Here is a 13,907-nt window from a genome sequence, read left to right as displayed (position 1 = left end):
AAATAACCGAAAGCTTCGATTCCCCGGGAGGGCGCATGACGGACGTGGTGACAGTCGAACGCGAGGGCGAAATCGCCTGGGTGGTGGTGAACAATCCGCCCGTGAACGCGACCTCGACCGCAGTCCGCGCCGGGCTGGAGGCCGCGGTCCGCCAGGCGCAGGACGCCAAGCTGGCGGTGCTGCGCTGCGAGGGGCCGACCTTCATCGCCGGCGGCGACATGTCCGAATTCGACGCCCCCGCGGCCGAGCCGCACCTGCCCGACGTGGTGCAACTGATCGAGGACAGCGCGACGCCATTCCTCGCGCTGCTGCACGGCAACGTTCTGGGCGGCGGGTTCGAGATCGCCATGGGCTGCGCCTGGCGGATCGCCGCGCCGGGCACGCGCTTCGGCCTGCCCGAGGTCAACGTGGGGCTGATCCCCGGCGCCGGCGGCACCCAGCGCCTGCCCCGCCTGATCGGGATGGAGCCCGCCATCGACCTGGCTTGCAACGGCGCGCTTCTGAAGGCCGAGCAACTGCTGGAGCTGGGCGGGATCGACGCCATCGCCGGCGGCGACCTGATCGCGGCCGCCCGCGCCTTCGCCGCCGAGCTGCCCGCCCGCCCCGTGGCCGTCAGCCAGCGCCCCGCGGTCGGGATCGACCCCGCGCTGATCGAGGGCAGGCGCGCCGAGATCGCCAAACGCGCGAAGGGCGCCACCGCCCCGCTCGACAATCTCGAGGCGCTGCAATGGGCCGCCCTGCCCTTCGCACAAGGCCAACCCAGGGAACGCGCGCGCCACCTCGCCCTGCGCCGCTCGTCGCAGTCGCGCGCGCTGCGCCATGCCTTCTTTGCCGAGCGCAAGATCGCCAGACCCGACGCGATCACCGGCGCCGCGCCGCGCGAGATCGCCCATGTCGCCGTCGTCGGCGGCGGGCTGATGGGCGCGGGTATCGCCACCGCGCTGCTGAACGCGGGCCTGCCGGTGACCCTGCTGGAACGCGACGACGAAGCCGCCGAGGCCGCGCGCGCCCGCGTCCGCGAGCTGCTGGAATCGGGCCTCAAGCGCGGCAAGATCACCGAGGCGCAGCTCGGCGAGCGGATGGGCGCCTTCGCCGCCGAGACCGACTATGCCAAGGCAGGCGCGGCCGACCTCGCCATCGAGGCGGTGTTCGAGGATGTCGCCGTCAAGCGCGAGGTCTTCGCCCGGCTGTCCGCCGCGATGCGGCCCGACGCGATCCTGGCCACCAACACCTCCTACCTCGACCCGCGCGAGATTTTCGCCGGGCTCGCGAACCAGGACCGCTGCCTCGGCCTGCATTTCTTCAGCCCGGCCCATGTGATGAAGCTCCTCGAGATCGTGAAGACTCCCGACACCTCGGCCGAGGTTCTGGCCACCGGCTTCGCCCTGGGCAGGCGGCTGCGGAAAATCTCGGTCCTGTCGGGGATCTGCGACGGCTTCATCGGCAACCGGATGCTGGCCGCCTACCGGCGCGCGGCCGATTACCTGCTGGCCGATGGCGCCCTGCCCTACCAGGTGGACTCCGCGATGCGCGCCTTCGGCGTGCCGATGGGCCCTTACGAGATGCAGGACCTGACCGGACTGCAGATCGCCTGGGCCAACCGCAAGCGCCAAGCCGATAGCCGCCCCGCGCAGGAACGCTATGTGACCATCGCCGATCAGCTGTGCGAGATGGGGCGGCTGGGGCAGCGCGCCGGCAAGGGCTGGTATGCCTATGAAGAGGGCAGCCGCACGCCCGTCCGCGACCCCGAGGTCGAGGCCCTGATAGAAGGGTATTCCGCCGCGCAAGGCATCGCGCGCCGCCACTTCGCCGAAGACGAGATCGCGTCGCGCCTGCTGGCCGTTCTGGCCAACGAGGGCGCCCGGATCGTCGCGGAGGGCATCGCCGAGGACGATGCCGCCGTCGACATGGTGCAGGTCCACGGCTACGGTTTTCCGCGCTGGCGGGGCGGGCCGATGCACTACGCCGCCGCGGTCGGATGGGAAGAGACCGCCGCCACGATGCGGCGCGTGGCCGAGGAGAGCCCCGGCTCGTGGATCATCGGCCCGCTGGCGGAGCGGGAGCGACCGTCAGCGGAGGATTGATGGTTGCACCCGAAACTGTTACTTACGCAACAAAATGCCATCTAGGGAGGAAACCATGGCGAAATTCTCGAAACTGAGCACTTTGCTGGCCAGCGCGGCCTTCGCGCTGTCGGGCGCAGCGGCCTTCGCCGCGGACTACACGCTGACGATTTCTAGTTGGGCGCCGCCGACCCACAACATCAACGCGCAGATGTGGCCCAAGTTCGTCGAGATGATCGAGGAGGCCACCGGCGGCCAGGTCACCGCCGAGCTGAAGCTGGGCCTCGCCCCGCCGCCGGCGCAGATGGACCTGATCATGGACGGCGCCGCCGACCTGTCGATCATCTTCCACGGCTACCAGGCCGGTCGCTTCGTCACCACCAAACTGATCGAACTGCCGGGCTTCGAAGGCAATGCCGAGGCCGCCTCGGTCGCCTACTGGCGCGCCTATGAGAAATACCTGTCGAAGGCCGAGGAGCATCGCGGCGTCAAAGTCATCGCGCTGCACACCCACGGCCCGGCCCAGCTGCACACCGCCGACCCGATCGACAGCCTCGACGCCATCGCCGGCCTCAAGCTGCGCATTCCCGGCGGCGTGGGCGGCGACGTCGGCACGGCACTGGGCGCGACCGGCATCCAGGTCCCCGCGCCGAAGGTCTACGAGACGCTGGCCTCCAAGGCCGCGGACGGCGTGGTGATGCCGATCGACAGCCGCAAGGGCTTCAAGCTGACCGAGGTCGCGCCGCACATGTACGAGATGCCCGGCGGGTTCTACCGCGGCTCCTTCGCCTTCATCATGAACGAGGACGCCCTCGCCGACCTGCCCGAGGACATCCGGCAGGCGCTTGAGGAAAAGGTCTTCGGCGAGCCGCTGAGCCGCGAAATCGGCAAGATCTGGGACGCCGGCGACATCGAAAGCGTCGAGCTGACCAAGCAGACCGAGGGCAACACCATCACCGTGGCCTCGGAGGCCGATGTCGCCAAGTTCAACGAACTGGCCGCCGGCGTGACCGAGACCGTGCTGAAGGAGATCGCGGCCACCGGCGTCGATGCCCAGGCCGCCTATGACATGATCAAGGCCGAAATGGCCGCCTACTGATCCCGCAAACCGGGCCGGCGCCGTTCCGCGCCGGCCCGCCACCCCGGCCTTTGGGAGGGGCCAATCCCATGAAATCCGTCATTTTTCTGGCGCGCAGGGCCAGTCTCGCCCCCGTGGTGCTGGCCGCGCTGGCGCTGTTCATCCTGATGGTCATGACCTTCGCCGACGTGATGCTGCGCTCGATCCTGAACGCCCCGATCGAGGCCGCGACCGAGCTGACCCGCATCCTGATGGCGGTGATGGTCTTTGCCGTGATGCCGGTGATCTCGGCCCGGGGCGACCATATCTCGGTCGATCTGACCGACAGTATCTTCCTGCGGCTGAAGCTGCACAATATCCGCGACGGGCTGGTCTACATCGCCTGCGGCGTGATGATGATCTGGCCGGTCGAACGCGTCTGGGTGCTGGCAGAGCGCTGGCGCGAATATGGCGACGTGACCGAATACCTGTCGATCCCGCAATTCTACGTCGGCTGGTTCATCGCCGGCTTCACCGCGATGACGGCCGTGGTGATGGTGATCACCGGCCTTCTGTATCTCTTTGCCCCCCGCCTGCTGGAGCGCGACCTATGACTGCTGCCCTGATCGGCTTCGCCCTCGTCCTGATCCTCGTCCTTCTGCGCATGCCCATCGTGTTCTCGATGGGGCTGGTGGGCACGCTGGGCTTCGCCTATGAGCGCGGCGGCTCGATCCTCGACGAGCGCGGCCTGAAGGCCGCCATGTCGATGGTCGGCCGCCAGATCACCGACACCGCGCAGGACTACGGGCTCAGCGTCGTGCCGCTGTTCATCCTGATGGGCCTGTTCGTGAACAAGGGCGGGCTGGCGCGCGAGCTTTACGCGGTTTCCAACGCCTTCCTCGGCCACATGCGCGGCGGCATCGCCATGGCGACCGTCGCCGCCTGCGGCGGGTTCTCGGCGATCTGCGGCTCGTCGCTGGCCACCGCCGCGACCATGTCCAAGGTCGCCATGCCCGAGATGCGGCGCTACGGCTACGCCGACAGCCTGTCCACCGCCTCGATCGCGGCGGGCGGCACGCTGGGCATCCTGATCCCGCCCTCGGTGATCCTGGTGATCTACGGGCTCTTGACCGAGACCTCGATCGGCAAGCTCTTCGTCGCGGGCATCATCCCCGGGGTTCTGGGCATCCTGTTCTACCTCTTCGCCGTGCGCTGGACGGTCTGGCGCAACCCCGAGGCCGGCCCCGCGGGCGAAAAGGCCGGCTGGGGCGCGCGGATCCGCGCGCTCGGCTCGGTCTGGGCCGTCCTGCTGCTGTTCTTCCTGGTCATCGGCGGGCTCTACGGCGCCTTCGACTTCGAGCCGCTGAACCTGACCTTCTCGCCGACCGAGGCCGCGGGCATGGGCGCCGCCGGCGCGTTCCTGATCGCGCTGAGCCGCGGCGGGCTGACCTTCCGCTCCACCTTCGAGGTGCTGAAGGAGACCTCCTTCACCGCCGCCTCGCTGTTCGCGGTGCTGATCGGGGCGCAGATCTTTTCCAACTTCGTCAACCTCGCCGGCCTGCCCGAGGCGCTGATCGGGATCGTCACCGCCTATGACGTGCCGGCCTTCGTGGTGATGCTGATGATCCTCGGCATCTACATCGTTCTGGGCTGCGTGTTCGAAAGCCTCTCGATGCTGCTGCTGACGGTGCCAATCTTCTTTCCGCTTGTGACCAGCCTGGGCTACGATCCGGTCTGGTTCGGCATCGTGGTGGTGGTGGTGACCGAGATCTCGCTGATCACGCCGCCCGTCGGCCTGAACGTGTTCATCCTGAAGGGCGTGGTGGGCGATGTCTCCACCGGCACGATCTTCCGCGGCGTCACGCCGTTCTGGATGGCCGATATCGTGCGGCTGGCGCTGATCGTGCTGGTTCCGGCGATCGTGCTGTTCCTGCCGGAAAACATGGGGGCAATGGGGCACTGACGGGCCCGCCCCGGTCGCCCGCCCCGGTCGCCCGCCCCGCGCGGCCCCGGGCGGGGCGGCGACGCATCACAGCCCCCGGCCTTCGCCGGGGGGACCACCCGCCGCCCGCGCGGCCTGACTGAAAGACACACCCGATGCCCTGCCCATCGGGATTTGAACCGAGGTATTAATTGACCGATCGGTCGGTTAACTATAGCTTCACCGCGCAGCCACCCGCCGGGCTTGCCGCGATACATGATGAGGAGCCAGCCATGACACTGCAAGACATCTCCAGCTTTGCCGCCGGTGAGTGGATCGCCCCCGGCGCGGGTGCCCGCACCGTCTATAGCGCCGTCACCGGCGAAGCCATCGCGCAGGCCGGCAACGACGCGCTCGACGTGCAGGCCATGCTGGACCATGCCCGCTCCAGGGGCGGCCCGGCGCTGCGCGCCATGACCTTCCACCAGCGCGCCAAGATGCTCAAGGCGCTGGCCCTGCGCCTGAGCGAGCACAAGCAGGCGCTCTATGACATCTCCTTCGCCACCGGGGCCACGCAGGGCGATCACCTGATCGACATCGACGGCGGCATCGGCACGATGTTCGTCTTCGCCTCCAAGGGCCGGCGCGAGATGCCCGACGGCCACGTCTATGTCGATGGCGAGATCGAGCATCTGTCGCGCAACGGCACCTTCCTGGGCCAGCATATCTGCACGCCGCTGCAGGGCGTGGCGGTGCATATCAACGCGTTCAACTTCCCGGTCTGGGGGATGCTGGAAAAGCTCGCCCCGACCTTCTTGGCGGGCGTGCCGGCCATCGTGAAACCCGCCACCGCCTCCTGCTATGTCACCGAACTGGCTGTGAAGATCATGCTCGACAGCGGCCTTGTCCCCGAGGGCGCGCTGCAATTGGTCTCGGGGGGCTTGGGCGACATGCTGGACCGGCTGAGCTGCCAGGACGTGGTCAGCTTCACTGGCTCGGCCGCCACCGCATTCAGGCTGCGCTCGGCCCGGCATATCATCGAGAACTCCATCCGTTTCGTGGCCGAGCAGGACAGCCTCAACGCCTCCATCCTCGGCCCCGACGCCGCGCCGGGCACGCCGGAGTTCGACCTCTTCGTCAAGGAGGTGCAGCGCGAGATGACCACCAAGGCGGGCCAGAAATGCACCGCCATCCGCCGCATCATCGCGCCCGAGGCGCAGGTCCCCGCCCTGATCGAGGCGATCTCGGCGCGGCTGGCGAAGACCGTTATCGGCGATCCGAGGCTCGACACCACCCGGATGGGCGCGCTGGTCTCCAACGCCCAGAAGCGCGACGTCCTGGAAAAGGTCGCCATCCTGCGCCAGGAGGCCGAGCGCGTCTACGGCAACCCCGACGATTTCGAGGTGCAGGGCGCGGATGCCGACAAGGGCGCCTTCCTGCCGCCGATGCTGTTCCACTGCGCCGACCCCGACGCCGCCACCCGCGTGCATGACACCGAGGCCTTCGGCCCCGTCTCCACCATCATGGGCTACCGCGACGTGGCCCATGCGGTGGAGCTGGCCAACAAGGGCCAGGGCAGCCTCGTCGCCTCGGTCATCACCCATGACCCGGCCGTCGCGCGCGAGGTCGCGCTGGGGGCCGGCGCGTTCCACGGGCGGCTCTATTTCAACGACCGCGTTTCGATGAAGGAATCCACCGGCCACGGCTCACCCCTGCCGCACATGGTGCATGGCGGCCCCGGCCGGGCCGGCGGCGGCGAAGAGATGGGCGGCGTGCGCGGCGTGATGCATTACATGCAGCGCACCGCCGTGCAGGGCAGCCCCGACATCCTGACCGCCATCGGCGAGAAATGGGTGCCCGGCGCGCAGGAGATCGAAGGCCCCGCCCATCCCTTCACCCGCAAGTTCGGCGAGTTGCGGATCGGCGAGACGCTGCATACCGCACCGCGCACCGTGACGCTGGAGGATATCGAGCATTTCGCCACCTTCACCGGCGACACCTTCTACGCCCACATGGATCAGGACGCCGCCGCGCGGAACCCGTTCTTCCCCGGCCGGGTGGCGCATGGCTACCTGCTGCTCAGCTTCGCCGCCGGCCTGTTCGTGGAGCCCAGCGAGGGCCCGGTGCTGGCCAACACCGGCCTCGACAGCCTGCGCTTCATGAAGCCGGTGGAGGCGGGCGATGCCATCAAGGTCCGTCTCACCGTGAAGAAGAAAACCAGCCGCACCGACGCCTACGGCGAGGTGCGCTGGCATGTGACGCTCACCAACCAGGACGACGAGCTGGTGGCGGAATACGAACTGCTGACCATGAACGCCTATTGAGGCGCGCGCCGGTTGCCTTGGCCTCGCCCGGGCAACCGGCCTATAAGGTCCGCATGACAGAGCTTTCCGACGCGGATTTCGCCGCCTGCATCACCGCCCTGACCGGAGACGACACGCCCCGCGTGTGGTCGCTGATCGTGACCCTTTTCGGCGACCTCGCGCAGGCGCCGGGGGCCGAGATCAGCAGCCCTGCGCTCAGCCGGATCTTCGCGCCCATCGGCATCAAGCCGCAGGCGCTGCGCGTGGCGCTGCACCGGCTGCGCAAGGACGGCTGGATCGACAGCCGCAAATCCGGGCGCAGCAGCCTCTACCGCCTGACGCCCTCCGGGCTGGAGCAAAGCGCCGCCGCCACCCCGCGCATCTATGCCCGCGAGGTGGCCGCACCGGCGCTCTGGCATGTCCTGCTCCCCGCGCCCATGCCGCAGCCGGAGCTGGCCGAGACCGCCGAGGCGCTGGCCGCGCGCGGCTACCAGCCGCTCACGCGCGGGGTGTTCCTGGGCCGCGGCCCGGTGCCGGGGGACTGCGCCGGTTTCTTCGCTCTCGCGGGCCCCGCACCGGTGTTGCCCGACTGGCTGAAATCGCAGTTCGGTCCCGGCGATCTGGCCGCCGCCTACCGCGCCCTGCACGGACGGCTGGATCGCGTCGCGGCGCTGTTGCCCCAGGGCGTCACGCCGGGACCGCTGGAGACCGCGACACTCAGGATGCTGGTCGTGCACAGCTGGCGGCGCCTGTTGCTGCGCCATCCCGACCTGCCCGCGGATTTCTTCCCCGAGGGCTGGCCGGGCGCCGACTGCCGGGCGCTGACGCACCGCCTGCTCGACCGGCTGCCACGGCCCGAACCTTGCGCGCTGGAGCCCGCCCCGGCCGAGGGCTGAGGGCGCCTCACGCGGCCTCGCCCCTTGCGCCCACCCGCGCGCGATGCGGGCCGACAAGGCAGGCGAGCCCCAGGATCAGCCCCGAGACCACGGCGATCATCCCCGCCGCGCTGACCGCGTTCTGACCGCCGAACCACAGCGGCCCATAGCCCGCGAGGACATAACCCAGAACCGCCGAGGCGACGGCGAAAACCACGCTCCAGCCCACCTGACGCTCCAGCCGATTGGTCATCAGCCGCGCTGCCGCCGGCGGGCAGATGAACATGGCGATCACGATGATCGAGCCCACCGCGTCGAAGGCCGCCACCGCCGCCACCGCGGCCACCCCCACCAGCCCGAAGCCGATCAGCCCCACCGGCAGGCCTTGCGCCTGGGCGAAGCCCTCGTCGAAGGTGGAAATCTTCAGCGGCCGCCAGAACAGAACCGTCAGCGCGATCACCAGCGCGCAGACCGCCGCGATGCGGCCCAGCTCGTCGGGCAGTGCGGCCAGCGCCACGGGGTCCAGAAGCGAGCCCCAGCCGCGCGCCTTGAACCAGATCAGGCTTTCGAGATTGCCCATCAGCGCGTGCTCGACGTCGAGATGAACCGACGAGGTGTCGGATTGCTCCAGCAGCAGCACGCCGCCCGCGAAAAGCGAGGTGAAGGTCACCCCCATCGCCGCGCCGGGCTCGATCCGGCCCAGCCGCTTGATCGCCTCGATCACGATCACCGCGACCACCGCCGCCCCCGCCGCGCCCAGCAGCATCGGGATCGCGGCCACCGCCCCGGTCAGCAGGAAGGCCACCACGATGCCAGGCAGCACCACATGGCTGATCGCGTCCCCGATCAGCGCCTGGCGGCGCAGCAGCAGGAAATTCCCCGGCAGCGCGCAGGCCACCGCGGCCAGCGTGCCGATCAGCATCGGGGTCAGCGAGAACTGCACGAATTCATTACCCATCAGACGGGACCTCCCACCGGGCTGGGGCCGCCGATCACGCGGTCGAAGGCGGCGATCTCGTCGGGGGTGAAGACCTGCTCGATCGGGGTCAGCCCGTCATACCGGCCGGTCAGCCCCGCGTCCTGGTGGATCTCCCGGGCGACATCCCAGCGGCGCTCGTCGCGGGCGACCCTGGCGGCCTGCGCGCGGCCCGCATCGGTCGCCACGCCGTCGGGCCGGATCAGCCCCTCGGCGCGCAGCACCTTCAGCGTCAGCGGGTCGTGGACCCTCTCGGAGCGGGCCAGCGCCAGCAGCCCCTGCCGGCGATGCACCCGGCGCTGGAAGCGGCGGCGCCGGAGCAGCGCGGCCGCCACCCCGCGCGCGGGCGCCAGGAAGAGCGACAGCAGGAACAGCGCCGCCGCGCCCAGCACGATGATCGGTCCGGTGGGCATGGCCGGCGCGGAGGCCGAGATCGCCGCGCCGACATAGCCCGCCGTCCCGCCCAGCGCGCCCGCGATCCAGATCACGCGGCCGCTGCGCTCGGTCCAGAAGCGGGCGGTCACGGGCGGGATGATCAGCATGGCCACGATCAGGATCAGCCCCACCAGCTTCAGCCCGATCACGGTGACGGCCATCACCAGCGCCATCATGGCAAGGTCGATCCGGCGCACGTCGTAGCCACAAGCGGCCGCGTAATCGGCATCGAAGGCCACCAGCGTCATCGGGCGGCGCAGCACCCAGGTGGCCAGCACCGCCAGCGTGCCGCCGACGGCGATCACCACCGCGTCCTGGAACAGCATCCCCGCGGTGGAGCCCAGCAGGAACCCCTCCAGCCCCGCCTGCCGCCCCGCGCTCATGGTCTGGATCACGGTCAGCAGGACCACCCCCGCCCCGAAGAATACCGACAGCACCGCGCCGATCGCGGCGTCCTCGCTCAGCCTCGTGCGGCGCGTGATCCACTCCACCAGCAGCAGCCCCGCCCAGGCACTCAGCGCCGATCCCGCCAGCAGTCCGACAAGATTGCGCCCGTCCCCGCCGAGCGCCACCATCGCGATGAAGGCCAGCCCGACGCCGGGCAGCGTCGCATGGGCCACCGCGTCCGAGACCAGCGCGCGCTTGCGCAGGAACAGGAAGGTGCCCGCCGCCCCGGCGGCGAAGCCCAGCAGCCCCGCCCCGATCCCCACCAGCGCGGCGTTGTAGCCCGCGCCGAGCAGCAGCGCGTCGAGAAGGCTGCTCATGACGCCCCGCCGAGGCCGAGGTCGAGCTGGTCGAGATGCGCCGTTGCCAGCCGCCCGCCATAGGTGGCGTGAAGGTTCGCCGCAGTGAAGGCGGTCGCGACCGGCCCCTCGGCGATGCGGCGCACGTTGATCAGGAAGACATGGTCGAAATAGCGGGCCACGGTGGCCAGATCGTGATGCACGCAGACCACCGCCCGGCCCTCGGCCTTCAACGCCTTCAGCACGTCGATGATGGCACGCTCGGTCGCGGCGTCGACCCCGGCGAAGGGCTCGTCCAGAAGGTAGAGGTCGGCCTCCTGCGCCAGGGCGCGGGCCAGGAACACCCGCTGCTGCTGGCCGCCCGAAAGCTGGCCGATCTGGCGGTCCGTGAAATCGGCCATGCCGACGCGGTCGAGGCAGTCGCGGGCCGCCGCCAGATGCGCGCCGGTCAGCCGCTTCAGCAGCCCCACCCGGCGATAGAGCCCCATCAGCACCACGTCGATCACCGTCGCCGGGAAATCCCAGTCGACGCTGGCGCGCTGCGGCACATAGGCGATCCGATCGCGGGCCTTGCCGATCGGCCGGCCAAAGACCGTCACCTCGCCCGAAAGCCGCGGGATCACCCCCAGCGCCGCCTTCAGCATGGTCGACTTGCCCGCGCCGTTGGGACCGATGATGGCCGTCATCGCGTGGGGCGGAAAGGTGGCATCGACCGAGAACACGGCCGGTTTCTCACCATAGGAGACGGTCATGCCGCGGATCGCCAGCGGGCTGTCCCCCGGCGCCGGGGCCGCGCGCGTCAGCCCGTGATCGGCGGCCAGCGTGAGAACGGGATCTGTCATCGCGTCCTCCCTCAGTTCAGGACCAGCTTGCCGGCCATGCCGCCCGCCGGCACCGTGCCGCCCAGCGCGCGGGCGATGACCGTGGCGTTGTGGTCGATCATGCCCAGATAGGTGCCCTCGTAGCTGCCCTCGGCGCCCATCGCGTCGGAATAGAGTTCTCCGCCGATGACCACCTCGTGCCCCCTCGACGCCGCCCCCTCGATCAGGGCGCGGATGTTGCGGTCGGACACCGAGCTTTCGACGAAGACCGCGCGGATGTCGCGCGCCACCAGCAGCTCCACCAGTTCGGAAACGCGCCGCAGCCCGGCCTCGGATTCGGTGGAGATGCCCTGGATGCCCACCACCTCGAACCCATAGGCCGCGCCGAAATAGCTGAACGCGTCATGGGCTGTCACCAGCACGCGGCTGGCGGGCGGCACGGTTCCGAGAATGCCGCGCGCATAGTCGCCCAGCGCCGCGATCTCGGCCACATGCGCCTCGGCATTGGCGCGGAAGCTGGCCTCGGCCTCGGGGCGGGCGGCGATCAGCGCGTCGCGCACGCTCAGCACCACGCGCGCCCAGAGCGCGGGATCCATCCACACATGCGGGTCGAACTTGTCGGCGTAATCGTCATGCGCCCGCAGCAGTTCGCGCGGCAGGCTTTCGGCGACCGCCACCACGCGCCCCTCGGCGGCAAGATCGCGCAGGAACGCCTCCATCTGCGCCTCCAGATAGAGCCCGTGCCACAGCACCAGGTCGGCATTGGCCAGGGCCACGATGTCCGAGCGGGTCTGGCGATAGGAATGCGGGTCCACCCCCGGCCCCATCAGCGCGCGCACCTCGACCAGGTCGCCGCCCAGCCGGCGCGCCGCATCGGCGATCATGCCGGTGGTGGCGACCACCGCCAGCCGCGCCTCGGCGCGCGCGGCGCCGGCGGTCGCGGCAAGTCCCAGCCCCGCGGCAAGGTTCAGAAAGGAACGTCTGGTCAGCATGCGCCGGTGATCCCCGATGTCGGTGGTTGCGACGGGCAGGCTCCGTCCTGCCGCCAGTTATTGCAAATCATTCGCAGAAGTCAATAGAATTGCGAACTATTCTCATTTGCAGAATTGCGTTGCCCCGGCCCGGCGCCGCCGCCGCGGCAATCGCGCGGCCCCGGCGCCGCGCCCTTGACGCGGTGGGGCGCGGCCCGTTACGCATCGGACGATGGTTCCCGAAGGCCGGCCGGCCAAAGGGATGAAAAGGGAACGCGGTGCGGCGCCTGCGCCAAATCCGCGACTGCCCCCGCAACTGTAAGCGGCGAGCAACCCCGGAGCGCTCCACTGGGCCGGAAGGCCCGGGAAGGACCGGGAGAGCGACGACCCGCGAGTCAGGAGACCTGCCATCGCAAGAAACTCGAACCCGGGCGGGGTGGCCCGGATGGAGGATTGAGATGGCGCCAAGCCCCTGCCTGCCCGATCGCACCGCCGGCTCTGCCGCCCCGCAAGCGCGGAGGGCGACATGATCTGGGCCGATGACACGCATGAATATTCCTGCTCCACCTGCCGGCACTCCGGGGCGCCCTGCCCCGCCGCCGCGCAGCTGGCCGAGCGGCTGGCGGCGGCGCTGCGGCTGTCGGCCCCGTTCACCGCGGAGGATTTCGAGGTCACCGGATCGGGCCGCCTGACCGGCTGCGCGCGCAGCTGCGCCGCGCTCTATGTCGCAAGCACGCGCGCGGTGCGCGTCTATTGCGACGTGGACGGCGACGCCGACCCCGCCCCGCTGGCGCGCTTCGCCGCCGCTTTCTTCGGGCCGGGCGCGGCCGGGGCGCTGCTCGGCCGTGGCGGACCGGAGCAAATCCCCTGCGCGATGGTGCAGGCCCTGCCCCGCGCCCGGCCCGGCGCCGCGGCGCAGATGGCGGGGGCCTGAGCCATGCGCCGCTTCCCGCCGGAACGCATCGTCTGCCTGACCGAGGAAACCGTCGAAACCCTCTACCTGCTGGGACAGGAGCACCGCATCGTCGGCGTCTCCGGCTATGCCGTGCGCCCGAAACGCGTGCGGCGCGAGAAGCCTCGGGTCTCGGCCTTCACCTCGGCGGATATCCCCAGGATCATGGCGCTGGCGCCCGATCTGGTGCTCTGCTTCTCCGACCTGCAGGCCGATATCTCGGCGGCGCTGATGCGCGAAGGCGTGACGGTTCTGGGCTTCAACCAGCGCGACGTGGCGGGCATCCTGGCCATGATCCGCAGCCTCGGCGCGCTGACCGGCTGCGCCGGGGCGGCCGAGGCGCTGGCGCGCGGCTACGAGGCGCGGCTGGCGGCGCTGGCCGAAGCGCGTCGGGGCCGCCCGCGCCCGCGCGTCTATTTCGAGGAATGGGACGAGCCGATGATCTCGGGCATCGGCTGGGTGTCGGAGCTGATCGCGATCGCCGGGGGCGAGGACGTGTTCGCGGATCGCGCCGCGCGGACGTCGGCGCGCGACCGGATCGTGAGCCCCGAACAGGTGATCGCCGCCGCGCCCGAGGTGATCCTGGCCTCCTGGTGCGGCAAGAAGGTCCGCCCCGAGCGCATCGCGGCGCGGCCCGGCTGGGACCGGATCCCAGCCGTGGCCGGGGGCCGGATCGTGGAAATCAAATCCCCCCTGATCCTGCAACCCGGCCCCGCCGCCCTGACCGAGGGGCTGGATGCGATCGTGGCGGCGCTGGAGTGAGCCCCCGCCGTCCGGCGCGCGCGGGCGT

At 70.2% G+C, this 13,907-nt stretch carries 12 protein-coding genes and 1 riboswitch; of the genes, 8 read left to right on the top strand and 4 right to left on the bottom strand.

All coding sequences use genetic code 11. From position 1 onward, the window contains the following. Window positions 1-35: 35 nt before the first annotated feature. From KCI33_RS04505 to KCI33_RS04480, 6 genes are all read left to right on the top strand, one after another. Entirely contained in the window at window positions 36-2,084 is a 2,049-nt protein-coding gene (locus tag KCI33_RS04505; protein ID WP_212523560.1) for an FAD-dependent oxidoreductase, read from the top strand. 55 nt (window positions 2,085-2,139) lie between these two features. Beyond that, the gene (locus KCI33_RS04500; RefSeq protein WP_212523559.1) at window positions 2,140-3,162 is read left to right on the top strand and encodes a TRAP transporter substrate-binding protein; all 1,023 of its coding nucleotides are present in this window, start codon (window positions 2,140-2,142) and stop codon (window positions 3,160-3,162) included. 68 nt (window positions 3,163-3,230) lie between these two features. Further along, entirely contained in the window at window positions 3,231-3,734 is a 504-nt protein-coding gene (locus tag KCI33_RS04495; RefSeq protein WP_212523558.1) for a TRAP transporter small permease subunit, read from the top strand. Further along, window positions 3,731-5,083 (top strand): TRAP transporter large permease, encoded by a 1,353-nt coding sequence (locus KCI33_RS04490; RefSeq protein WP_212523557.1) that lies wholly within the window; start codon window positions 3,731-3,733, stop codon window positions 5,081-5,083. The genes KCI33_RS04495 and KCI33_RS04490 overlap by 4 nt, the downstream gene beginning before the upstream one ends. A gap of 251 nt (window positions 5,084-5,334) precedes the next feature. Next, window positions 5,335-7,365, top strand: coding sequence for a phenylacetic acid degradation bifunctional protein PaaZ (gene paaZ / locus KCI33_RS04485; RefSeq protein ID WP_212523556.1), 2,031 nt, complete (start codon window positions 5,335-5,337; stop codon window positions 7,363-7,365). A gap of 53 nt (window positions 7,366-7,418) precedes the next feature. Next, window positions 7,419-8,240, top strand: a complete 822-nt coding sequence (locus KCI33_RS04480; protein ID WP_212523555.1) for a PaaX family transcriptional regulator C-terminal domain-containing protein — start codon at window positions 7,419-7,421, stop codon at window positions 8,238-8,240. A gap of 7 nt (window positions 8,241-8,247) precedes the next feature. Here the strand turns inward: KCI33_RS04480 and KCI33_RS04475 are convergent, their stop codons facing one another. The 4 genes from KCI33_RS04475 to KCI33_RS04460 are packed head-to-tail and all read right to left on the bottom strand — an operon-like array spanning window position 8,248 to window position 12,186. Further along, the gene (locus tag KCI33_RS04475) at window positions 8,248-9,177 is read right to left on the bottom strand and encodes a metal ABC transporter permease (RefSeq protein WP_212523554.1); all 930 of its coding nucleotides are present in this window, start codon (window positions 9,175-9,177) and stop codon (window positions 8,248-8,250) included. Then, window positions 9,177-10,394, bottom strand: a complete 1,218-nt coding sequence (locus tag KCI33_RS04470; protein ID WP_212523553.1) for a metal ABC transporter permease — start codon at window positions 10,392-10,394, stop codon at window positions 9,177-9,179. Before KCI33_RS04470 ends, KCI33_RS04475 begins: the two co-directional genes overlap by 1 nt. Beyond that, window positions 10,391-11,215, bottom strand: a complete 825-nt coding sequence (locus tag KCI33_RS04465) for a metal ABC transporter ATP-binding protein (RefSeq protein WP_212523552.1) — start codon at window positions 11,213-11,215, stop codon at window positions 10,391-10,393. The genes KCI33_RS04470 and KCI33_RS04465 overlap by 4 nt, the downstream gene beginning before the upstream one ends. A gap of 11 nt (window positions 11,216-11,226) precedes the next feature. After that, window positions 11,227-12,186, bottom strand: coding sequence for a zinc ABC transporter substrate-binding protein (locus KCI33_RS04460; protein ID WP_212523551.1), 960 nt, complete (start codon window positions 12,184-12,186; stop codon window positions 11,227-11,229). 195 nt (window positions 12,187-12,381) lie between these two features. After that, a riboswitch (cobalamin riboswitch) is annotated at window positions 12,382-12,592 on the top strand. Window positions 12,593-12,691: 99 nt separating this feature from the next. On the opposite strand from KCI33_RS04460, the gene KCI33_RS04455 reads away from it, so the two are divergent. Next, on the top strand, window positions 12,692-13,099 hold the full coding sequence (locus KCI33_RS04455; protein ID WP_212523550.1) for a hypothetical protein: 408 nt from the start codon (window positions 12,692-12,694) through the stop codon (window positions 13,097-13,099). A gap of 3 nt (window positions 13,100-13,102) precedes the next feature. Continuing rightward, window positions 13,103-13,879, top strand: coding sequence for a cobalamin-binding protein (locus KCI33_RS04450; RefSeq protein WP_212523549.1), 777 nt, complete (start codon window positions 13,103-13,105; stop codon window positions 13,877-13,879). Window positions 13,880-13,907 lie beyond the last annotated feature (28 nt).

Source organism: Actibacterium sp. MT2.3-13A, from assembly GCF_018139985.1.
Classification (GTDB): domain Bacteria; phylum Pseudomonadota; class Alphaproteobacteria; order Rhodobacterales; family Rhodobacteraceae; genus JAGSOU01.
Note: the sequence above shows the minus strand (reverse complement) of the source record. Positions and strands in the feature narration are given on the sequence as shown.